Source organism: Bradyrhizobium sp. SOJA106, from assembly GCF_059448745.1.
Window position 1 is genome coordinate 1245384 of record NZ_CM182549.1, and the last position, 20295, is coordinate 1265678.

At 65.8% G+C, this 20295-nt stretch carries 21 protein-coding genes; 12 read left to right on the top strand and 9 right to left on the bottom strand.

Features of this window, described 5'->3' with window-relative positions; translation table 11 throughout:
• The first annotated feature begins 1 nt into the window (after position 1).
• Positions 2–652: a CoA transferase subunit B gene (locus tag AC5V87_RS05800; RefSeq protein ID WP_456840949.1), complete on the top strand. Its 651-nt coding sequence runs from the start codon at positions 2–4 to the stop codon at positions 650–652.
• 398 nt (positions 653–1050) lie between these two features.
• On the opposite strand, the gene AC5V87_RS05805 is transcribed toward AC5V87_RS05800, so the two are convergent.
• From AC5V87_RS05805 to AC5V87_RS05815, 3 genes are all read right to left on the bottom strand, one after another.
• The gene (locus AC5V87_RS05805; RefSeq protein WP_456840948.1) at positions 1051–1929 is read right to left on the bottom strand and encodes an SUMF1/EgtB/PvdO family nonheme iron enzyme; all 879 of its coding nucleotides are present in this window, start codon (positions 1927–1929) and stop codon (positions 1051–1053) included.
• Positions 1930–1981: 52 nt separating this feature from the next.
• Positions 1982–3079 carry a copper-containing nitrite reductase gene (nirK, locus tag AC5V87_RS05810; RefSeq protein ID WP_456840947.1) on the bottom strand — a complete coding sequence of 366 codons (1098 nt, stop codon included), beginning with the start codon at positions 3077–3079 and terminating at the stop codon, positions 1982–1984.
• Positions 3080–3322: 243 nt separating this feature from the next.
• Positions 3323–3529: a hypothetical protein gene (locus tag AC5V87_RS05815; RefSeq protein ID WP_495370252.1), complete on the bottom strand. Its 207-nt coding sequence runs from the start codon at positions 3527–3529 to the stop codon at positions 3323–3325.
• A 159-nt stretch (positions 3530–3688) separates the two neighbouring features.
• On the opposite strand from AC5V87_RS05815, the gene hemN reads away from it, so the two are divergent.
• Both hemN and AC5V87_RS05825 read left to right on the top strand, forming a co-directional pair.
• Positions 3689–5041, top strand: coding sequence for an oxygen-independent coproporphyrinogen III oxidase (gene hemN / locus AC5V87_RS05820; RefSeq protein ID WP_456840945.1), 1353 nt, complete (start codon positions 3689–3691; stop codon positions 5039–5041).
• A 191-nt stretch (positions 5042–5232) separates the two neighbouring features.
• Complete coding sequence (locus AC5V87_RS05825; protein WP_456840944.1) at positions 5233–5430, top strand: DUF1858 domain-containing protein; 198 nt, start codon at positions 5233–5235, stop codon at positions 5428–5430.
• A 353-nt stretch (positions 5431–5783) separates the two neighbouring features.
• Here AC5V87_RS05825 and AC5V87_RS05830 read toward each other — a convergent pair whose 3' ends face one another.
• Complete coding sequence (locus AC5V87_RS05830) at positions 5784–6494, bottom strand: Crp/Fnr family transcriptional regulator (protein ID WP_456840943.1); 711 nt, start codon at positions 6492–6494, stop codon at positions 5784–5786.
• A 129-nt stretch (positions 6495–6623) separates the two neighbouring features.
• Here AC5V87_RS05830 and AC5V87_RS05835 point away from each other — a divergent pair, with 129 nt between their 5' ends.
• Positions 6624–7835: an NnrS family protein gene (locus tag AC5V87_RS05835; protein ID WP_456840942.1), complete on the top strand. Its 1212-nt coding sequence runs from the start codon at positions 6624–6626 to the stop codon at positions 7833–7835.
• Here the strand turns inward: AC5V87_RS05835 and AC5V87_RS05840 are convergent.
• Positions 7807–8853: an AraC family transcriptional regulator gene (locus AC5V87_RS05840; protein ID WP_495370253.1), complete on the bottom strand. Its 1047-nt coding sequence runs from the start codon at positions 8851–8853 to the stop codon at positions 7807–7809. The genes AC5V87_RS05835 and AC5V87_RS05840 overlap by 29 nt on opposite strands.
• A gap of 200 nt (positions 8854–9053) precedes the next feature.
• Here AC5V87_RS05840 and AC5V87_RS05845 point away from each other — a divergent pair, with 200 nt between their 5' ends.
• Entirely contained in the window at positions 9054–9674 is a 621-nt protein-coding gene (locus AC5V87_RS05845; RefSeq protein WP_456840940.1) for a response regulator transcription factor, read from the top strand.
• A gap of 169 nt (positions 9675–9843) precedes the next feature.
• Entirely contained in the window at positions 9844–11523 is a 1680-nt protein-coding gene (locus tag AC5V87_RS05850) for a mucoidy inhibitor MuiA family protein (protein ID WP_456840939.1), read from the top strand.
• 42 nt (positions 11524–11565) lie between these two features.
• On the opposite strand, the gene AC5V87_RS05855 is transcribed toward AC5V87_RS05850, so the two are convergent.
• From AC5V87_RS05855 to AC5V87_RS05870, 4 genes are read right to left on the bottom strand one after another with little or no spacing between them, the layout of a single operon-like run.
• Complete coding sequence (locus AC5V87_RS05855) at positions 11566–12369, bottom strand: heme ABC transporter ATP-binding protein (RefSeq protein ID WP_495370254.1); 804 nt, start codon at positions 12367–12369, stop codon at positions 11566–11568.
• The gene (locus AC5V87_RS05860; protein ID WP_495370255.1) at positions 12366–13460 is read right to left on the bottom strand and encodes a FecCD family ABC transporter permease; all 1095 of its coding nucleotides are present in this window, start codon (positions 13458–13460) and stop codon (positions 12366–12368) included. The genes AC5V87_RS05855 and AC5V87_RS05860 overlap by 4 nt, the downstream gene beginning before the upstream one ends.
• Positions 13457–14407 carry a heme/hemin ABC transporter substrate-binding protein gene (locus AC5V87_RS05865; RefSeq protein ID WP_495370256.1) on the bottom strand — a complete coding sequence of 317 codons (951 nt, stop codon included), beginning with the start codon at positions 14405–14407 and terminating at the stop codon, positions 13457–13459. Before AC5V87_RS05865 ends, AC5V87_RS05860 begins: the two co-directional genes overlap by 4 nt.
• Positions 14408–14413: 6 nt before the next feature.
• On the bottom strand, positions 14414–14620 hold the full coding sequence (locus tag AC5V87_RS05870; RefSeq protein ID WP_456840936.1) for a hemin uptake protein HemP: 207 nt from the start codon (positions 14618–14620) through the stop codon (positions 14414–14416).
• A gap of 260 nt (positions 14621–14880) precedes the next feature.
• On the opposite strand from AC5V87_RS05870, the gene AC5V87_RS05875 reads away from it, so the two are divergent.
• From AC5V87_RS05875 to AC5V87_RS05900, 6 genes are all read left to right on the top strand, one after another.
• Positions 14881–17232, top strand: a complete 2352-nt coding sequence (locus AC5V87_RS05875; RefSeq protein ID WP_495370257.1) for a TonB-dependent hemoglobin/transferrin/lactoferrin family receptor — start codon at positions 14881–14883, stop codon at positions 17230–17232.
• A gap of 98 nt (positions 17233–17330) precedes the next feature.
• Positions 17331–17663 carry a heme-degrading protein HmuQ gene (hmuQ, locus tag AC5V87_RS05880; RefSeq protein ID WP_495370258.1) on the top strand — a complete coding sequence of 111 codons (333 nt, stop codon included), beginning with the start codon at positions 17331–17333 and terminating at the stop codon, positions 17661–17663.
• Positions 17664–17686: 23 nt separating this feature from the next.
• Positions 17687–18247, top strand: a complete 561-nt coding sequence (hutX, locus tag AC5V87_RS05885; protein WP_495370259.1) for a heme utilization cystosolic carrier protein HutX — start codon at positions 17687–17689, stop codon at positions 18245–18247.
• Complete coding sequence (gene exbB / locus AC5V87_RS05890) at positions 18217–18993, top strand: tonB-system energizer ExbB (protein ID WP_495370260.1); 777 nt, start codon at positions 18217–18219, stop codon at positions 18991–18993. The genes hutX and exbB overlap by 31 nt, the downstream gene beginning before the upstream one ends.
• 4 nt (positions 18994–18997) lie before the next feature.
• Entirely contained in the window at positions 18998–19444 is a 447-nt protein-coding gene (exbD, locus tag AC5V87_RS05895; protein WP_456840933.1) for a TonB system transport protein ExbD, read from the top strand.
• Positions 19444–20277 carry a TonB family protein gene (locus tag AC5V87_RS05900; RefSeq protein WP_495370261.1) on the top strand — a complete coding sequence of 278 codons (834 nt, stop codon included), beginning with the start codon at positions 19444–19446 and terminating at the stop codon, positions 20275–20277. The genes exbD and AC5V87_RS05900 overlap by 1 nt, the downstream gene beginning before the upstream one ends.
• Positions 20278–20295 lie beyond the last annotated feature (18 nt).

A 20295-nucleotide genomic window follows, 5' to 3' on the forward strand; every position in this document is an offset into this window, starting at 1 on the left:
CATGGCCTGGACCCGTGAACAGATGGCTGCGCGCGCCGCGAAGGAGCTGCGTGACGGCTATTACGTCAATCTCGGTATCGGCATCCCGACGCTGGTCTCGAACTACATCCCCGACGGGATGGACGTCTCGTTGCAGAGTGAGAACGGCATGCTCGGCATGGGCCCGTTCCCCTATGAGGGTGAGGAAGACGCCGACCTCATCAATGCCGGCAAGCAGACCGTCAGCGAGCTGCCCTCGACCTCGTATTTCTCGAGTGCGGATTCCTTCGGCATGATCCGCGGCGGCCACATGGATCTGTCGATCCTCGGCGCCATGCAGGTGGCGCAGAACGGCGATCTCGCCAACTGGATGATCCCCGGCAAGATGGTCAAGGGCATGGGCGGCGCGATGGATCTCGTCGCCGGCGTCAAGCGCGTCGTCGTGGTGATGGAGCATTCCGCCAAGGACGGCCCGAAGCTGCTCAAGAAGTGCAATCTGCCGCTGACCGGGGAGCGCGTGGTCGACATGGTCGTCACCGATCTCGCCGTCTTCACCATCGACAAGCACGGCGACGGCGGTATGGCTCTGATCGAGCTCGCCGACGGCGTCTCGCTCGACGAGGTCAAGGCAAAGACCGAAGCCGAATTCCGCGTCGCGCTGAAGAATACGTAAGGCTGTCGCGAAGGGGCGCGCATGACGATACGGTCTGCGCGTCCCGACGACGCCGGTCTCATCGCACTGATCATCCTGCGATCGATGCGTGGCTACCGCCCGCGCGGCTGGTTCGACGTTGCGCTCGGCTGGCCCGAAGCGGAATGCCTCGATTTCGTCGCGCGCGGTGTCGATGTGGCACGTCTCGCAGTTCTGGATCGCAGAGGTCGATGGCAAGCAGGGCGCGGCGCTTTGCGCCGTGCCGGCGGCAGGCACTGGTCCTGCGGCCTGGCGCGCGATCGAGGAAGTCGCTTCAGCGACCGGGCTCCCCGCTTCCGAGCTCGATGCCATCCGCAGACGCGGTACCTACACGCGCCCCTTGCCCGCCTTCGCGGGCAAGGGCCGCAGCAAGAGTTCCGCTACGACCTCGCCGCCCATACCTTGCCCCAGCGCGCCGACACGCTCGCCACCCACGACTCCTCGCGCACCAGGCGGAAGCCGAGATTGGCGGGCGGCACGCCTTGCGCGCAGCCGCCGGCGCGGGCGTCGCGGATGAAGTCGGTGACGTAGGCGCGGTGCGCACCTTCGGCGACGCGCACGCCGCAGTTGACGGTCGGGCGGCCGGCCCTGCCGGCTTCGTCGATCCGCGCGCGCACGAAGCAGGTCGAGGTCCATTCCCAGACATTGCCGGCGATGTCCTCGATGCCATGCTCGTTCGCGCCAAACTTGCCGAACGGATAGGCGGTGGTGTCGGAGAGGTCGCGCTCGGATTCGCGCTCGTAGCGGCTGAGCCAGCGCTTTGAGGGATCCTCGGCGTCCACCGGCGCGCCGTCGTCCTTGAATCTGGAGCCCGCGGCAAAGGCCCATTCCGCATCGCTCGGCAGGCGATATTTGTGGCCCGTCTTGCGCGACAGCCAGGCGGCATAGGCTTCGGCATCGTGCCAGCTCACCTGCACGACGGGGCGATCGAACGCGATCGCGACGCCGCGATCGAGCGCGCGGCAGCCGCCGTCCTGCACACAAAGCTGATAGTCGGATGACGAGACCTGATTGCGCATGATGTGCAGTGGCCGGTTGAACCGCATCGCGCGCAGCGGCACTTCCGCCTGCTGCCCGCCGCGAGTGAAGTCGCCGGCCTCGCGATAGGCGATATTGCCCGGCGCCACCCTCACGATAGCGGTCTCTTTCGCCGTGCCATGTACGCCAGCCATGTCGGAGACCAGCGGCGCCATCGCGATCGGCCCAGCGAGTCCAGCGGCGCAGGCCAATGCCAACTTCAGCTTGAATGCGATCAACATGGTCATCCCCGAAGGGAACAAGGGGCCGGTGATGACCGGCCCCTCGTCGCCTCTAGTTGGTGTTGGGAGCCGGTATCTCCGTGGGCGCCTTCACCTGGGTCATCAGATCGTCGTTCCACTTGCCTTCGACCTTGAAGTGCGCGGTGGCACCGAGGTCCGCGGCCTCGATGAGGTTATGCGTGACGTAGGCATAGATGCCAGGCTGCAGGAACTTGTACATCGCCGCTCCCGCGGAGCCGCCGCGGATGAACCAGGTCTCGAGCCCGACTTCAGGCGCGTTGGAGAACTTGCCGGTCTCCCAGACATAGTCGCCATGGCCGCCGATCAGATGCGGACGGCTGTCGCGATTGGCCTGCGAATGCACGATCAGCACGTTCTCGCCGACCTTGGCCGTCAGTGCGTTCTTGCCGGTGAGCGCGCCGACCTTGCCGTTGAACACGACGTGGGAGGGGATCAGCTTCTTCATCACCTCCTCGGTCTCGGTGAAGGCCTCGCCCGGCGAGTCGTAGGACTTGAACTTGCCGTTCTCGTCGCGCGGCACATACATATCCTGCTCGCCGATATAGTAGAGTTTGTCGTACCTCAGCGCGTGGCCCTTGCCGTCGTTCAGCCCGTCGCGCGGCAGCACCATCACTGCGCCGTTCATGCCGGAGACGACGTGCCAGGGAATCATCGGACCGCCCGGCGCGCAGTGATAGACGAACACGCCGGTGCGCGTTGCTTTCCAGCGCAGCACGACCTGCTCGCCGGGATTGACCAGCGTGAGCTCGGCGCCGCCGAGCGCGCCGGTCGCGGAGTGGAAGTCGATGTTGTGCGGCATGGAGTTGGTCGGGGGGTTGACCAGCGTCAGCTCGACATAGTCGCCTTCATGCACGACCATCAACGGGCCCGGCATCGAGCCGTTGAAGGTCATGGCCTGGAAGGTCGTGCCCTTGTCGTCGATGACCACCTTCTTCTCCTCGATGGTCATCCTGAATTCCATGATCTTGGGACCCTGCGTCGTCGCCTGTTCGTGCGGGTGCACGAAGGGAGGGGCGACCAGCTCGACCTTCTGCCGCGGCAGCTTGAGATCGCTCGCAGCAAATGCGGGTGTCGCGAGCATCAGGGCGGTCGCGGCGGCGCTGATCAATGCGGCTCTGCGGGTGAACATCGGAAAGCATCCTTCATGTGAAAGGGTTTTGATGACGGATGCAGTGTGCGCCGATCTACGCAGGCGTGTTTGCGCTGCGACAAGCTTTTGCTGGATTCGGCTCCGGTGAATTTCTGCAGAGGTTTGCCGAAGCGACATCGGCGATAGGGGGAGCATGACAACGCATCGCGCGACATCAGCCGCGCCAGCGGCAAGTGGTTCGCATGTTCGGTCACGGTGATGGTGAATGGCTGGATGCGCCGGCTAGAGCAGATGGATCGCAATCCAGACCGTGCCCCAAATCGCAACGGAGAGTGCGGCGAACACCGCCGCCATGACGGCCAGCACGCGCACGAGATGATTTGCGCCGGCAGAGGGCGTGGCCGGCACGGGACGAAAATCGTCGAAGCGCGGAATATGGCCGCGAATGCCGATCAGCCAGAGAACGAGATCGAGCGCGAACGACGCCATAGCCTATCTCCAGGAAGCGATCATTAAACGTCATCATCGGCCAAATCCGGCGCTCGGACTTTGAGCAAGCGCAAGGTGGCGCATCCGGAAACGGGTAATTCAATGCCGTCCGTGACCTGCCGCGCCATGGCGCGGCATCGATTTACGAATGGGTAAGACATGAGGACCGATCTCGCAGCGAGCTATGGCGAAGAACGTCTGCCGCGCTACACCAGCTATCCGACCGCGCCGCACTTCTCGGCGGCGATCGGCGCAGACACCTACGCCAGATGGCTGTCCGAGCTGCCTGCGGGCGCCAGCGCATCGCTCTATCTGCACGTGCCGTTCTGCCGCGAGATGTGCTGGTATTGCGGCTGCCATACCCAGATCGTCCGCCGCGACGGGCTGATCGCCGCCTATCAGCGGACGCTGCGCAGCGAGATCGCGGAGGTCGCGAAGACCATCGGCCGCCGCATCAGGGTCGAGCACATCCATTTCGGCGGCGGCACGCCCACGATCATGGCGCCGGACGCCTTTGCCGAACTGATGGCGGCGATGCGCCGTTGGTTCTTCGTGCTGCCCTCGGCCGAGATTGCGGTCGAGATCGATCCGCGCACGCTGACCGCCGAGATGGTCGAGGCGATGCGGCTCTCGGGCGTCAACCGCGCGAGCCTCGGCGTGCAGAGTTTTGATCCGGTCGTGCAACGCGCGATCAACCGCGTGCAGAGTTTTGAGCAGACGGCTGTTGTCGTCGGCATGCTCCAGCGCGCCGGCATCAAGGGGATCAATTTCGACCTGATCTATGGGCTGCCGCACCAGACCGTCGCCTCATGCCTCGATACAGTGCAGCGCTCGCTCGAGCTCGGGCCGGATCGTTTCTCGGTATTCGGCTATGCGCATGTGCCAAGCTTCAAGAAGCACCAGCGGATGATCGATGAGAACCATCTGCCTGACGGCCTTGCCCGTCACGACCAGGCCTGCGCGATCGCCGATGCGCTGAAGCAGACCGGCTATGTCCAGATCGGGCTCGATCATTTCGCGCGTCCCGACGACGCCATGGCGGTCGCCTTCGAGGACCGAACGCTGCGGCGCAACTTTCAGGGTTACACGACCGATCGCGGCGAGGTCCTGCTCGGATTCGGCGCCAGCGCGATCGGCCATCTGCCCCAGGGCTACGTTCAGAACGAGGTGCAGATCGGCGCCTATGCGCAGAGCATCACATCGGGCTGCCTCGCCACCGGCAAAGGCTACGGACTGACCGACGACGACCGGCTGCGCGCCGACATCATCGAGCGCATCATGTGCGAGTTCAGCGCCGATCTCGGCGAGATCTGCGCGCGCCATGGTGCCGAGCCCGAAGCCGTGCTGCAATCGGCTCCGCGCCTCGAGCCGCTGATCTCCGACGGCGTGGTGAGGCTCGACGGCGCCCGTCTCGCGGTCGCAAGCGACTCGCGCTTTCTGGTGCGCAGCGTCGCCGCCGCGTTCGACGCGCATCTCGATCCTGGAAAGCAGCTGCACAGCCGAGCGGTGTAGCCCGTCATTCCGGGGCGTGCGAAGCACGAGCCCGGAAATCCATCATGGAGCGCGTGACGTCGAGGAATGGATTCCGCGCTCGCGCCGAACGGCGCGCCCCGCAATGACGGCGGAGGAACTGGCATCAGCTTGCGCTCCAGCAAAGAAACCCACACCCGCTCCGCTATCGTCACTTCGGAACGGAGTTGTCCATGCCTTTCCGATCCGACGATCTGGTCGATGACATCATGCGCACGGCGCCGCACACGATCCGCGTGTTCCTCGCCTTCAGGATGGCATGTGTCGGCTGTCCGATCGCGACCTTCCACACCGTGGAAGATGCCTGCCGCGAGCACGGCATCGATCAGGACAAATTCCTCGCCGCGCTGTGCCAATGCGTGCCGGCGTGAGGCGGGTTGGAGTTCGCGCGGGTCGCGCGCGGATTCCCGCGTGAGGGCGGTCTTTCGCCGTAAGCGGAGCCGCCCTCACTCCTAATTTCAAGGTCGATGTGGCGTTCACCTCTCCCCGTAAGAACGGCAGGGATATCGCATATGCGGATAATGCTGCAGGTTCGATGTGCCTTGTGAACAGCCGATCGCGCCACAAACTCGTCATGCCCGGGCATAGCCGTCCGCAAGGACGGCGTCGCTTCGCTCGCCTATGTCCCGGCCATGACGATGTGGAAACGGTAGCGCCAAAAATCACACCGTTTTCATATGCGATTGCCCTGGTAAGAACGGGGAGAGGGTGAAGAAGAGTTATTTCACGCCGCACCGCTGTCCGCCGTCCGCTCCGCCAATACGACGATCCGGTGCGGATCGCGCAGGATGATGCGCTGGCGGCCGCTCTCGACGAGGCCCTGGCTCTCCCAGCCGCTCAGGATGCGGCTCACCGTATGCAGCGTCGTGCCGGTCATCTGCGCGATGTCCTGGCGGCTGATCGGGAAGTCGATCTCGATGCCGTGGCTGAGCTTCTTGCCGGATTGCTTGGCGAGCCGCAGCAGCGCATGCGCGACGCGCTGCTCGACCTGTTGGGTCGACATTTCCAGGATGCGGGTGTGGCTCTCCTGCAGCCGCGCCCCGACCGTCTGCAACGTGTTGGCGGCGAGCGAGGGAAATCGCTCGACCAATCGCGGCCAGGCCGAATTCGGCCAGATCAGCACCACGCTGTCGTCGACCGCCATCGCGGTCGCCGGATAGCGCACGGCGCCGATCGCCATCGCGAGCCCAAAAGTCTCGCCCGGCGCGACATAGCGCACCACGATCTGCTCGCCGGTCGGCGTAGTCTTGGCGGCGCGGACATGGCCGTGCAGCAGCAGGAAGAAGGATTGCGCGTCCGCGCCCTGCTCGAAAATGGCGGTATTCTTCGGATAGCGCGCCGAGCGCGCCTCGCGCAGGATCTCCTCGAGGTCCTCCGGCTTGACCCCGGCGAACAGCGGCAAATGCGCAACCAGCGATGTGTCGACCTTGGCCATTCTGCCTCCTTGGCATCAGGGAGTGTGATGGCACCTGCAATCGTTCTGCAGTTTGCGATAGCGCAAAAACGGGCCGGCCGGACGGCAGTATTTTTCCAGGCAAAGGTCCGAATTCACAGGAGTTGCCTCATGGCTGGCGCCCGATCCCGTAATTTTCAGGGCTGGCCGCTGTTTGCGAACAGTTTTCGGCCCTTTTTCCTGCTGGCCGCGATCGAGGCGGGCCTGTCGATCCTGGTCTGGCTGCCGATGTTCTACGGCGAGCTGTCCGTGAGCTCGGCCTTCGCGCCGCGCGACTGGCACGTCCACGAGATGCTCTACGGGTTCCTGCCGGCGGTGGTCACCGGCTTCCTGTTCACGGCGATCCCGAACTGGACCGGGCGGCTGCCGATTCAGGGCACGTCGCTTGGCGCGCTGCTGGTGGTGTGGCTTGCCGGGCGTGCTGCCGTGACCCTGTCTGCCGATATCGGCTGGGGCTTCGCACTCGTCGTCGATGCCGCCTTCCTGGCGCTGGTGGTCGCGGCCGCAACGCGCGAAATCATCGCGGGCGGCAATTGGCGCAACCTTCCGGTGGTGGCCCTGGTGCTCGTGCTGCTCGCGGGCAACGTCGCCTTCCATCTCGAAGCGCACTACGAGGGCGCGGCGGATGTCAGCATTCGAATCGGCATCACTGTGGTGTTGCTGCTGATCGCGCTGATCGGCGGCCGCATCATCCCGAGCTTCACCCGCAACTGGCTGGTCAAGTTCAATCCCGGCCGCCTGCCGGTGCCGTTCGGACGTTTTGACGGCGCTGTGATCGGATTGAGCGCGCTGGCCCTCATCGCGTGGATGGTGACGCCGCTCCACATGATCACTGGCGCCGTGATGGGGCTCGTCGGCGTGCTGCACCTTGTGCGACTTGCGCGCTGGGCCGGAGATCGCACCACGCGCGAGCGGTTGCTGCTGATCCTGCATGTCGGCTACCTCTTCGTGCCACTTGGCTTCATCCTGAATGGGCTGGCCGCCTTCGGCGAACTGCCGCCGAGTGCGGGCATTCATGCCTGGATGGCCGGTGCGGCCGGCACCATGACGCTCGCGGTGATGACGCGTGCGAGCCTCGGCCATACCGGTCAGGCGCTGACGGCCTCGCCCGCGACGCACGGCATCTATCTCGCGATCATCATCGCGGCGCTGGCACGGGTCGCTGCCGTGGTGTTGCCTGCGCACGGCGATGTGCTGCTGCACATTGCCGCGTGCGGCTGGATCGTCGCCTTCCTTGGCTTTGCGGTCGCATTCGGGCCGTTGCTCGCCGGCAGCCCCCGACGCGCACTCGCCATCATGGGCCTGCCGGCGCCTGCACGCTGAGCCAGGCTGCGTTCGCCGACAGCGGCCGCACGCCGCGCCGCCATTCCGTGATGCTGCAGCCGAAGCGACCGCGAAACCAGCGCGCCATCGCGCTCTGCGCGGAGAAGCCGAGCTGGGTGGCGATATCGGACAGCGGCCGGTCGGGATCGTCGATCAGCTGGATCGCGAGATCGGCGCGCTGCGCATCGAGGATGGCGGAGAAGCTGGTGCCGGCTTCGGCCAGATGCCGATGGATAGTGCGGCGGGTGCAGGCGAGGTGCTCGGCCACGCGCTCGACCGTGCAGTCGCCGCTGGGGAGCAGGCTGCGCACGACCTCGTCGACCTTCGCCTCCCAGCTTGCCGGCCGCGTTTCGATCGCCTCGATCCGCTTGCGCAAGTAGCTCGCGATCAGCGGGTGGGCGCTCGGGATCCGCCGCCGCATGTCGTGCGCCGACAGCAGGATCGCATCGTCGTCGGCATTGAAGAGTACACGGCAGCCGAAGAAATCACGGTAGCGCTTGCGGTCGTGCGGCGGCGGATAGTGCAGATGCACCTCCTGCGGGCGCCAGTCGCTGCCGAACAGCGACTGGATGATGCGGTGGATGCTGCCGAGCGCCATGTCGATCGATTGCCGTGGCGCAGTCGGCCGCCGGCCGCGCAGATGCAGGGTGACGGTCACCGTCTGCTTGTCCTTGATGACGTCGAGCTTCATGCCGTCATGATGGACATGAATGAAGCGCGAGAACGCTTCGATGGCCTCGCCGAGGGTCGCCTGCTCGCGCACAATCAGGCCGACGGCGCCAAAGTTGGTGAGGCCGCCGCGCTCGGCGAGCCGCAAGCCGAAATCTTCGGCACCCGACGCCTCTGCCGACAATTCGAGCAGCCGGCGCAGGCTCGTCACGGCAATAGGCGTATCAGGCTTGTCCAGCACGGCCAGTGGCAGCCTGACCTTGCGCATCATCTGCTTCGGGTCGAGCCCGACTGACCGGGCGACCTCCGCGTAGTAGCTCAAGCCTGCGCTGCGAATGAGGTCGGTCATGTGAACCGCTCGTGCCAGCCATTCCCGCAGATGTCCCGAAATGTAAAGTTTCTGTCCCGATCCGTCAAATCCGGGAACACGATGGAACGTACATAAGGGAAACCGAAGCACCGGCGCGAATGCCGTGCTCACGACGGCGTGGCAGGGCGATGCGGCCCGCCTCCGGACGCATTTGACCAAGACATTGCTGGATCGGGATTATGCCTGGGAACATGCTTTCCAAGGGTGAGGTATTCGTCATCGACACTGACGCCGCCTCCCGCGAACAACTTGCCAATGCGCTCCAGCAGAGCGCGTATGACGTGATCTGCTTTGCCGATGGCGCATCGCTGCTGTCGGAAGCCAAGGCGCGGATGCCGGCCTGCGTGCTCCTGGAGATGCCGCCGGATCGCTCGGCACTCGATGTGCTCAAGCGGCTGCGCGAGGAAAACTGCATGGCGCCGGTGCTGGTGACTTCGGCCAACGGCAGCATTTCCATGGCGGTCGACGCCATCAAGAGCGGCGCGGCCGATTTCATCGAGAAGCCGTTCCGCACCCACGACATCGTCGGCCGGATCGATGCCGCTATCGACGAGTCCGGCCAGCCAACCTCGAACCGCCAGCGCTGGTTGCCCGGCTGCGAGCCGCTGACCGGGCGTGAAGGCGACGTGCTCGAGCATCTCGCCGCCGGCCTCACCAACAAGGAGATCGCCCGGCGCATGCATCTGAGTGCGCGGACGATCGAGGGCTACCGCGCCAGCATCTTGAAGAAGGCCGGCGCCAGGAACGTGACCGATCTGCTTCGTCGCATCTTCGGCCAGGGCTCGCCCACTCAGGGCTAACGGCCTTCCGCTGCGGGACGATTCGTGCCGTGGCCATGGTGCCGCCGCAGCGGTGCCCCATGGAAACCTCAATCGAACCGGTTCCTCCGCTGCCGCGTCCAATCATGTTGGCGAGGCACTTGATCGCGCGTCCGGCTGGCGGCGCGGCGATACCGGCAGAGAGGAATTCATGCGCATCACCGTAAGATGTTTGGCAACGACGAGCCTGGTTCTGGTGACCACGGCGTTCGCGTCGCATTCATGGGCCGCCGATGTGGACGCCACATCGGCCATCGACGCCGTCACCGTTTACCCTGATGGTGCGACCGTCACCCGCGTCATCACGGTCGATTTGCCGTCCGGCGACTCCACGCTCGTGGCCAAGGACTTTCCGCTCGGCCTCGATACGTCCTCTCTCCGCGTCGAGGGTGAAGGCGGCGTCAAGCTCACCATCGGCACGATCGATGCGCGGCCGCCGCGCGCGGCGCCGGTTAACCTGCCTGAGCTCGAAAAACGCATCGAGGCCCTGAACGACCAGCGCGCCGATCTGCAGGGCGCGATCGACGCGGCCAATGCACGGCGCAAATTCGCGGAGCACTTTGCGGAAGCCGCTCCCGTCGGCATCGGCGAGAAGGGCGAGGCGCGGCCGATCGCCGAATGGCGTACGGCGTTCACCGCAGTCGGCGACGAAATTGCGAGCGCCGATACTGCCATCCGTGAGGCCACACGCAAGATGCGGGAGATCGACCGGCAGATCGCCCAGCTCGAGGTCGAGCGCAAGGCCAAGCCGCCGAGCAAGCTGGAGGTCCGCATGGACATCGCGTCGCCCGCGGCGACCAAGGCGACGTTGCGGATCACTTATAATATGCGCAATGCGCGCTGGCTGCCGCTCTATGATGCCCGGCTCGACACCGGCGCCAAGGATCGCAAGCCGCAGCTGGAGCTGGTCCGCCGCGCCGAGATCACGCAGTCGACCGGCGAGGACTGGTCCAATGTCGCGCTCGGTGTTTCCACCGTCCGCATCAGCCGCGGCGGCAGTGCCCCGGAGCTGGGCTCGCTGGTCGCACAATATCCGCAAATTCCCAAGCCGATGGCACTCGGCGCGGCCTCGGACTTGGCGCGGCCCGCCCCCGTGGCGCGGCAGATGCAAAGTCCATCCTTCGCAGCCAAGCTCGCGGAGTCGCCCGAGCCGCGTGAGCGGGCCGACGAACAGCAGGCGATTGCCGAGATCGGCGATTTCCAGGCGACGTTCAAAATTCCCGGCCGCGTCAGTCTCGGCGCCGCCGAGGGCGCCAAGAGCCTGCGCATCGCGTCGATGACGGTGCCTGCCGATCTCGCGGTGCGCGCCGCGCCGGTGGCGGATCCCACCGCCTTCCTCGAAGCCAGCTTCAAGCAGGCCGACGACACGGCGCTTTTGCCGGGCAAGGTCGCGATCTATCGCGACGGCGTCTTCGTCGGCCGCGGCAAGCTCGCGGCTTCGGCCAAGGACGACATCGTGCGGCTCGGCTTCGGTGCCGACGACAAGGTCAAGATCGAGCGCGCCGTGCTCAAGCGCAACGAAGGCTCGGCCGGCGTGCTCGTGACGACGTCGAAGACCGACGAGCGTTCGTTCAAGACGACGATCCGCAACGGTCACGACCTCCCAATTCGCGTGGCGATCGAGGATCAGCTGCCGGTCAGCGAGAACGAGGACATCGTCGTCGAGATGCTGCCCGCGACCACGCCGCCGACCGCCAGCAACATCCGCGACAAGCGCGGCGTGCTGGAATGGTCGTTCGATGCCAAGCCCGGCGAAGTCAAGGATATCAACTTTGTCTGGCGCGTCCGCTGGCCGAAGGATAAGGGGATGGTGATCGTGCCTGCGGGGTAGGGTGCTAGCCGAGAGCGCACCGCCTATGCGGAAACAGGATGGCTAAATTTCGGTCTGAATCGCCCGCATCGACTGCGGCAGCACATACGGCACGCCGTCATCACCCCTATGAACGATGGCGTCGATCTCGAAGATCTCGCGGATCCTCTCGCCCGTGACGATGTCCGCACGCGGGCCGTCGGCGGCAAGCCGGCCGCCGCTCAGGACGACCAGCCGGTCGGCAAAGCGGATCGCGAGGTTGAGGTCGTGCAGGATGGCGATCACGGCGGTGCCGCCAGCCGCGCGGCGGCGCGCCGCTTCGACGAGGTCGATCTGATGACGCAGGTCGAGGCTCGAGGTCGGCTCATCCAGCAGCAGCACGCCTGGCCCGTGCTCTGCCTCGCCGCCGGCGAGCTGCACCAGCACGCGGGCGAAATGGGCGCGCTGCTGCTCGCCGCCGGACAGCGTCGGCAATTGCCGGTCGCGGAAATGCGAAAGGCCCACCTCGTCCAGCGCCGCGTCGACGAGCTTGCCTGCCTCGCCTGGGCTGCGCTCGCCCGCGCCCATCAGCACGATCTCCTCGACCGTGAAGGGAAAGGTGACGTTGATGTGCTGGGACAGCATCGCGCGGCGCCCGGCAAGCTCGCGCGGCGTGTAGCTGCTGATGTCGCGCTGCTTCAGCCGCACCTCGCCCTCGCTCGGGCGCAGATCGCCGGAGAGCAGCCGCAGCAGGGTCGATTTGCCGGCGCCGTTCGGGCCGATGATCGCGACCGTCTCGCCGGCCGCGACCGTCAGGCCGACGCCGTCGAGCAGCGTCGCGCAACCGGCGCGCTTGCTGAGGGCACGCGCCTCGATCACGGCGCTCATAGCGAGGCGAGCCCGCGCTGCCGCAGCAGGATGCCGAGGAAGACCGGCGCGCCGACCGCCGCGGTCAGGATGCCGATCGGCATCTCCGCGGGCGCCACGATGGTGCGCGCCAGCGTGTCGGCACCGACCATCAGGATCGCGCCGAGCAGCACTGAAGTGGGCAGCAAAAGGCGATGCGCCGGCCCGATCACGAGGCGAAGGAGATGCGGCACCACGATGCCGACGAAGCCGATCACGCCGCTGATCGACACCGCGACACCCGTCATCGCGGAGACCATCACGATCGAGATCTTCTTGAAACGCTCGACGTTGACGCCGCCGTGAAAGGCATCAGCTTCGCCGAGCACCAGCAGATCGAGGCCGCGCGCGATGAACGCGCAGGCGGCAAGCCCGATAACGAGGACCGGCTCAAGCACCGCGGCCTTGGTCCAGGTCGCGCCGCTCATCGAGCCCAGCATCCAGAAGGTGATGTCGCGGAGCTGGCGGTCGTCCGCGATGAATACCAAGAGCCCGATGCCGGCATTGGTGATCGCGGTGATGGCGACGCCGGCGAGCAGGAAGATCGCGATCGAGGTTCTGCCAGCGCGACTGGAGATGCCGTAAAGGATTGCGGTCGTCGCCAGAGATCCCGCGAAGGCCGCGAGCGGCAACAGCTCGGTCTGGAGAAAGCGCAGTGTCTCGCCGAAGCGCGAGTCGGTGAACACGATCGCGCTCGCGGCCGCCAGCGCCCCGCCGCTGGAGACGCCGACCAGCGCGGGATCGGCGAGGGGATTGCGGAACAGGCCCTGCATGATGGCGCCGGCCGCGGCGAGCAGGCCGCCGACCATGGCGGTCGCCGCGATTCGGGGGATGCGGATCGACCACAGCACGAGCTGGTCGCGCGCCGTCATGGCATCGGCGGGCGTGCTGCTTGTAAAGCCGAGCGCCGCAGGCAGACGGGAGAGAGGGATGCCGGCTGCGCCGACCGTCAGCGCAACGACGGCGGTGACCACCAGCACCGCGACAAGGAGAGGGATCGCCACCGATGTGAACCGACGGCCCGCACCAGCTCGTCGCGGGCTCCGCGCCTCGACTCCGACCGCCACGCTCATTGCCGGCAATTAGCCGCCGACAGGGCCGACGTGAACGCGCCGCTCTCGGCCAATGTCGGATAGAGTTTGACGGCGAGATCACGCGCCGCCGCCGCCGTGCGCGGCCCGAAGCCGAGCAGGTAGAGCCCGTCCATGGTGATAAAGCTCTTGTTGGCGGCGACCGGCGTCAGGGCGAAGCCGGGATGGGCATAGACCGCATCGGCCTGCAGCGAATCCTTGCCGCGCTCGATCGAGAGGACGACATCGGGCTTGGCGGCCACGATCGCCTCGTCGCCGATGATCTTGTAGCCGTCGTAATCGTCGACCGCGTTCGCCGCGCCCGCGAGCTGGATGATCTCGTCGGCCGCGGTCTTGTGGCCGGCAACCATGGCGCGCCCGTTCTGGAGCGACATCACGAACATCACGCGCACCGGCTTGGTGACCTTGGCGCGCAGCGTGCGAAGCTGGGCGAGATCGGCGCCGACCGCGGCGCTGAGGCACTCGGCGCGCGCATCGACGCCCATGGCATGGCCGACCAGCTTGATCTTTTTGAGCAGGCCTTCCTCGGAGAAAGTCTCGGGGACCAGCACCAGCGGCACCTTCGCCGTCTCCAGAATGTCCATGGTCTCGCGCGGGCCCGAGCCCTGGATCGCCAGGATCAGGGTCGGATTGAGGCCGAGCACACCCTCGGCCGAGATCTGGCGCATGTAGCCGACATTGGGTTTGTCGTTCAGCGCTGCCGCCGGATAGAGGCTCGTGGTGTCGACGCCGACCAGCCGGCTCTCGAGCCCGAGCGCATAGAGGATCTCGGTGATGGCGCCGCCGATCGAGACCGTACGCGCGAAGTCGGCAATAGTGACGTCGCGATTGCGGGCGTCATGCACAATGATATCGGTGGCGTGCGCTGCGGAGGCGAGCGCGATCGTGCCTGATAGCAGGAGATTTGCGAGGGTGCGACACAATGTCATTGCGATCTACTTCGTCAGGATCAGCTTGTTCTGCGAGGTCAGGCGCAGGCGATAGCTGTCCTCGCCATGCGCGATGATGATCTCGCGCTCCGCCGCAAACAGCTCGCGGCTGTCGATCCGGCTCCCTCGCATGATGAGGGTTCTCGTTGTTGCAGAAGGGCTTTGCGCCGGCCCTGCCGCATCGCCGCTATGGTCTCCGGACGCTGCCGACATGGTCGTGTGATGCGCTTTCGAGTTCTTGAGTGCTGCCTGTTTGTATAAGCGGCGCGAAGCGCATTCCAACGGCTGCAATTTACAATCGATATAAACTGCAACCCGATGTCATTGACCGCCTGGGTGTTGCCGCGTAACCAATTGTGACAGCGGACAGCAGGTTCGCGACTCGAGAAAATCAGCCAGCCAGTCGTTCGCATGCGAACGCGCGCCAGCCAGACGACTCCAAAAATTGAAGTGAAGTGCAGGCTGGGGCTGATATGGCTGACGGGGCTAGGTATTCGCGCGCCCTGATTTTGGGCGCGTCGGTGGTTTCAATGGCGGCAGTGGTGACGGAGAGCAGCCTTGCGCAGGCCGCTCCGCCGCAAGCCGAAAACGCGTCGTCGGAACGGCCGAAGCAGCTCAGGCGCAAGCCGCCCAACCCGCAAGTCGCGCAGCAGGCAACGCCCGAAGCCTTGAACGCGCGTGCCCAGGCTGGCGGCACGGCGCCGGTTCAGGTGCTTGATACAATTACTGTCGCCGCAACGAAGACCAAGGAGCGCGCGATCGAGGCGCTCGCGCCGGTCAGCTCGATCTCGCTCGACCAGATCCAGGGGCTTCAGCCGAACCGGCTGTCGAACATCTTCTACGCGGTGCCCGGCGTGTCGTTCCAGGAGCGCGGCGACGATCCGGCGACCGTCATCAACATCCGCGGCTTGCAGGATTTCGGCCGCGTCGCCGTCGTCGTCGACGGCGCGCGGCAGAACTTCCAGCGCACCGGCCACAACGCCAACGGCTCGTTCTTCCTCGATCCTGAATTGATCGGCGGAGTCGACGTCGTGCGCGGGCCGACGGCCAACATCTACGGTTCGGGCGCGATCGGCGGCCTGGTCTCGTTCCGCACCAAGGACGTCACCGACGTGCTGCGTCCCGGCGAGCGCTGGGGCATCGATCTCTCCGGATCCTACGGCACGAACAATGCGCGCGGCCTCGGCTCGGTATTCGGCGGCGTGCGCGCCACGCCCGGCGTCGACATCTTCGGCGGCGCAGTCTACCGCACGCAGGGCAATTACAAGGACGGCAACGGCACCGAGATCGGCAACACCGGCAACCAGGTCGAAGCCGGATTGCTGAAGCTCACGGTGCGCCCGGCGCTCGGCCACGAGGTCAAGTTCGGCGCCACTTTCCAGGACTATCAATACAATATCGGCCAGTTCAACACCGGCCCGGTGGCGACCGCGGCCCAGCGCGCGCTCTATCAGGGCTCGTCGGTCTATGCGTCCGACGTCAAGAACTACACCGGCACGTTGACCTGGAACTATTCGCTGCCGAGCGACAATCTGTTCGACACGCACGTGTCGGTCTACGACAACCGCACCGACCAGGATCAGACCAAGACCTATCACTATTCGACCTCGGGCGCGGCCTATTGCGGCGCCGGCAATTTCGGCAACAACATCTCCGGCTGCATCGGCGATAAGCGCGGCTACACGCTGAACACGGTGGGCTTCGACGCCAACAACACCACGCGCTTCAATGTCGGCGACTGGCGCAACGCCGTGACCTACGGGGTCGATGCGTTCCAGGAGGACGTGATCACGACCGACAGCCGCGGCAATTCCAACATCACGACGCCGAGCGGCATCCGCACTGTGTCGGGCGGCTTCCTGCAGCTCAAGCAGAACTACGGCACGTGGTTCGAGGCCATCAGTGCGATCCGTTACGACCGTTACAATCTGCAGTCGGGCACGACCAATACCGGCGGCGACCGCTTCTCGCCGAAGATCACGCTCGGCGTCACGCCGGTCGCGGGCTTCCAGCCCTATGTCAGCTATGCCGAAGGCTATCGTGCGCCGTCGATCACCGAGACGGTGATCTCCGGCGCACATGCGACCGGCGGCGGACCGGCCTTCTTCGTCTGTCCGAACGGAACCGTCGGTCTGTTCTGCTTCCTGCCTAATGCGAATCTTCGCCCTGAAGTCGGCAAGAACGAGGAAGTCGGCATCAACCTGAAATACGACAACATCTTCAGCGCGAACGACTCGTTCCGCGGCAAGATCAACCTGTTCCGCAACGACGTGTCCGACTACATCGATCTCGTCGCCTCGGCGCCGGTCGCGGTGCCGCCGTTCGGCTCGTTCAGCCAGTTCTACCAGTACCAGAACATCGCCAATGCTCGCATCGAGGGCTTCGAGGCGGAGACGATGTACGATGCCGGCGACTGGTTCGTCGGCGTTGCCGGTCACTACATCAAAGGCAAGAACGTCCAGACCAATATCGGGCTCGCCACCATCACCCCGACCAAGGTCGTCACCACAGGCGGCGTCCGCCTGCTCGATCGCAGCCTGGTCCTGTCGGCGCAGTGGGCGTCCTACGGTCCGAACAACGACATCCCTGCCGGCTATGTGCCTTCGACCGGCTACGACCTGATCAACCTCTACATGACGTATGCCGCGACCAAGGACGTCGTGTTCTCGGCCTCGATCGACAATCTCCTGAACCAGTACTACCGGCCCTACGCCATCCCCGGCAGCTCGACCGACGGCACCACGCAGAACGACGTGCTGTGGACGAGCCCGGGGCCGGGCAGAGTCTACAAGGCCGGCCTGAAGATCCACTTTGGAGGTGCGTGAGCCCTGGGGGCCGCAACACCACAAACTTCCGCCGGGCCGCGCTGATGCTCCAGCGCGGCTTCGGCGCGTTTTCGTCTTGAGAAGAAGGAGAGACTCTTGTGTTCATCGCCATGAATCGCTTTCAGGTGAAGAAGGGCGCGGAGACTGCGTTCGAGACTGTCTGGGCTACCCGCGAATCCTATCTCGCCAACATGCCGGGCTTCGTCGAGTTTCATCTGCTGAAGGGACCAGAGGCCGAGGACCACACGCTGTATTCGTCGCACACGAGCTGGGTCGACAAGGCGGCCTTCGAGGCCTGGACGCGCTCGGAGGAATTCCGCCGCGCCCACGCGCGCGCCGACAACAGGACCGGCGAGAGCCTTTACCTCGGCCATCCCAAGTTCGAGGGCTTTGAGGTGATCCAGAGCGAGCGCAAGGCCGCGGCCGCTTAGATGGTGCAGGAGAGGAGCCGCACATGCTGAGCACCGATCTCGCCGAGCTCAAGGCGTATATGGCCGACAACCCCGGCGCGGTGATCGAGGACGTCGCGCGCGAGCGCAAGGTCACGCCGCGTGCGGTGATCGAGGCGCTGCCGTTCACCATGGTCCGCATCGGCAGTGGCGAGCATTTTGCCGCCGCCATGCAGGACATCGCGGAGTGGGGCGAGGTCACGCTGATCGTCCACACCGACGATGCGGTCTTCGAGTTCACAGACAGCGTTCCCGCGGGCGAGATCGGCCGCGGCTACTTCAACCTGATGCAGCCGAAGGGACTACACGGCCATCTCCGCCACGAGCGTTGCGCGGGCGTCGCCTTCGTCGAGCGTCCGTTCATGGGCAAGACCTCTGCCTTCGTCGCCTTCGTCAATGCCGACGGCGGCATCATGTTCAAGGTGTTCGTCGGCCGCGACGAGACCCGGGCGCTGCGCAGCGACCAGCACGCGCGATTCCGGCAGCTTGCAGACCGCATCGCCGCGTCGCCACTTTCTATCATCGGAGGATCAGGATGCAGGGCATCTCCAGGCTGCGGCAAATGATCGTCACTATCGCGCTGGCGCTTGCGCCGGCGCCGGCCTACGCAATCGACGAGGCGCTATTGCCGCGCAATCTGTCGCCCTGGGGCATGTTCCTCGGTGCCGACATCGTCGTGAAGACGGTGATGGTGGGCCTCGCCGTCGCTTCGCTGGTGACGTGGACGGTGTGGCTCGCCAAGAGTATCGAGCTGCGCCGCAAGGGCGCGCTGGCCCTGCGGCGCACGCGCGCGCTCGAAGGCAATATCAGGCTGGCGGAGGCGGCAGAGAAGGCCGGCGATGCGCACGATCCGGTGGCCCAGCTCATCCAGTCCTGCGCCAGAGAGGCGGAGCTTTCCGGAGGCGTCCTCGAAGACGGTCTTGAGGAGCGCGTGGCCCTGCGGCTGGAGCGGGTCGAGGCGGCGATGTCGAGGCAAATCGCGCGCGGCACCGGCGTGCTCGCGACCATCGGCGCCACCGCGCCGTTCGTTGGGCTGTTCGGTACGGTCTGGGGCATCATGAACTCCTTCATCGGCATCTCCGAGAGCCACACCACCAGCCTTGCGGTGGTTGCACCCGGCATCGCGGAGGCGCTGCTCGCCACCGCGCTCGGCCTTGTCGCCGCGATCCCGGCGGTCGTGATCTACAATCACCTCGTCCGCGGCATCGCGAACTACCGCGCGTTGCTCGGCGATGCTTCGGCTCAGCTGATGCTGCTGGTCAGCCGCCAGCGCGATCACAGGGACTTCCGTTTGGCGCGGGCGGCGGAGTAGGGCCATGGCTGCGAAGCTCGGCGCCCGCACCGGATCGCCGCTGAGGCGCGGCGACCCCGGCGATCTCGACGTCACCCATGAGATCAACGTCACGCCGTTCATCGACGTGATGCTGGTGCTCTTGATCATCTTCATGGTGGCCGCCCCGCTCGCCACCGTCGACATCGGCGTCGAGCTCCCGGCAACCGCCGCCGAGCCTTCGCCGCGGCCGGACAAGCCGACCTTCGTGACGGTGAAGCCGGATCTCACCGTCGCCGTTGGCGAAGACACCATGGCTCGCGATGGTCTCGCTGCGGCACTCGATGCCGCTACCAAGGGCCGCAAGGACGAGCGCATTTATCTCCGCGCCGACAAGGCGGTGAGCTATGGCGATCTGATGGAGGTGATGAACACCTTGCGCAATGCCGGCTATCTCAAGGTCGCGCTCGTCGGCCTTGACGGACGCAGCTGATGGCCGCCGCGAACGCCTTTGCCCTGCACGAGCCGCTTGGCGAGCGCGAAACCGCGCGGTGGGGCGTCGCGGCCGCGGTGATCGTGGCGTTGCATGTCGCCGCTGCGCTGATTGCAATGAACTGGATCAGGTCGGAGCCGGAGCAGGGCGTCGGCCTGCCGGCGATCATGATCGACATGTCGCCGGTCACCACGGCGCCGCAGCCGACACTGGACAACGTCGCGCCAGGTCCGCTGATGCAGGAAGCCGACGCTTCGCCGCCCGAGCCGGTGCAACAGCAGGCTGTCGAGGAGACCATCACGCCGACCCCGCCGCAGGAAAAGCCTGACGTGGTGGCGCCACCGGAACAGAAGCTCGAGCCGACATCGGCGAGGCCCGCGCCGGCGAGGATCGTGCCGGTCGGAAAGCCGGCGCCCGAGAAGCCCAAGGTGGTTCGCCGCGAGGCGAAGAAACCGTCGGACGCAACACCCGCGCCGCGCACCAGCGCCCCGCCGCGCGCCGAGCGCGAGGCGCCGATGGCATCGGCCATGAGTGCCGGCTCAGTCGCTTCAGCGATCGCGTCCTACAATCAGCGCGTCCGCGCGCATCTGATGCGCTTCCACGCATATCCGTCCGGCGGCAATGGCCAGCGCGGCGTCGCAAGGCTGAGCTTCACCGTCAGCCGCAGCGGGCAGGTGACATCGAGCCGTCTCGTCGGCTTGTCAGGCATCGCCGCATTCGATGCCCAGGCGATGTCGATGGTCCGCCAGGCCTCGCCGTTTCCGCCGATCCCCGACGAGATCAAGAACGGCTCGATGAGCTTTTCGATTCCGGTGGAGTTTACGGTGAGGTAGCCCCCGCTGTCATGCCCC

What these genes read in the sequence shown, in the direction of transcription:
- AC5V87_RS05825 (WP_456840944.1), top strand. Translation starts at nt 5,233, where the DNA reads ATGCCTTTCCGATCCGACGATCTGGTCGATGACATCATGCGCACGGCG.
- nirK (WP_456840947.1), bottom strand. Translation starts at nt 3,079, where the DNA reads ATGTTCACCCGCAGAGCCGCATTGATCAGCGCCGCCGCGACCGCCCTG.
- AC5V87_RS05830 (WP_456840943.1), bottom strand. Translation starts at nt 6,494, where the DNA reads ATGGCCAAGGTCGACACATCGCTGGTTGCGCATTTGCCGCTGTTCGCC.
- AC5V87_RS05900 (WP_495370261.1), top strand. Translation starts at nt 19,444, where the DNA reads ATGGCCGCCGCGAACGCCTTTGCCCTGCACGAGCCGCTTGGCGAGCGC.
- AC5V87_RS05850 (WP_456840939.1), top strand. Translation starts at nt 9,844, where the DNA reads ATGCGCATCACCGTAAGATGTTTGGCAACGACGAGCCTGGTTCTGGTG.
- AC5V87_RS05865 (WP_495370256.1), bottom strand. Translation starts at nt 14,407, where the DNA reads ATGACATTGTGTCGCACCCTCGCAAATCTCCTGCTATCAGGCACGATC.
- AC5V87_RS05805 (WP_456840948.1), bottom strand. Translation starts at nt 1,929, where the DNA reads ATGTTGATCGCATTCAAGCTGAAGTTGGCATTGGCCTGCGCCGCTGGA.
- AC5V87_RS05860 (WP_495370255.1), bottom strand. Translation starts at nt 13,460, where the DNA reads ATGAGCGTGGCGGTCGGAGTCGAGGCGCGGAGCCCGCGACGAGCTGGT.
- exbB (WP_495370260.1), top strand. Translation starts at nt 18,217, where the DNA reads ATGCAGGGCATCTCCAGGCTGCGGCAAATGATCGTCACTATCGCGCTG.
- exbD (WP_456840933.1), top strand. Translation starts at nt 18,998, where the DNA reads ATGGCTGCGAAGCTCGGCGCCCGCACCGGATCGCCGCTGAGGCGCGGC.
- AC5V87_RS05800 (WP_456840949.1), top strand. Translation starts at nt 2, where the DNA reads ATGGCCTGGACCCGTGAACAGATGGCTGCGCGCGCCGCGAAGGAGCTG.
- AC5V87_RS05870 (WP_456840936.1), bottom strand. Translation starts at nt 14,620, where the DNA reads ATGTCGGCAGCGTCCGGAGACCATAGCGGCGATGCGGCAGGGCCGGCG.
- AC5V87_RS05840 (WP_495370253.1), bottom strand. Translation starts at nt 8,853, where the DNA reads ATGACCGACCTCATTCGCAGCGCAGGCTTGAGCTACTACGCGGAGGTC.
- AC5V87_RS05835 (WP_456840942.1), top strand. Translation starts at nt 6,624, where the DNA reads ATGGCTGGCGCCCGATCCCGTAATTTTCAGGGCTGGCCGCTGTTTGCG.
- AC5V87_RS05815 (WP_495370252.1), bottom strand. Translation starts at nt 3,529, where the DNA reads ATGGCGTCGTTCGCGCTCGATCTCGTTCTCTGGCTGATCGGCATTCGC.
- AC5V87_RS05845 (WP_456840940.1), top strand. Translation starts at nt 9,054, where the DNA reads ATGCCTGGGAACATGCTTTCCAAGGGTGAGGTATTCGTCATCGACACT.
- hemN (WP_456840945.1), top strand. Translation starts at nt 3,689, where the DNA reads ATGAGGACCGATCTCGCAGCGAGCTATGGCGAAGAACGTCTGCCGCGC.
- AC5V87_RS05855 (WP_495370254.1), bottom strand. Translation starts at nt 12,369, where the DNA reads ATGAGCGCCGTGATCGAGGCGCGTGCCCTCAGCAAGCGCGCCGGTTGC.
- AC5V87_RS05875 (WP_495370257.1), top strand. Translation starts at nt 14,881, where the DNA reads ATGGCTGACGGGGCTAGGTATTCGCGCGCCCTGATTTTGGGCGCGTCG.
- hutX (WP_495370259.1), top strand. Translation starts at nt 17,687, where the DNA reads ATGCTGAGCACCGATCTCGCCGAGCTCAAGGCGTATATGGCCGACAAC.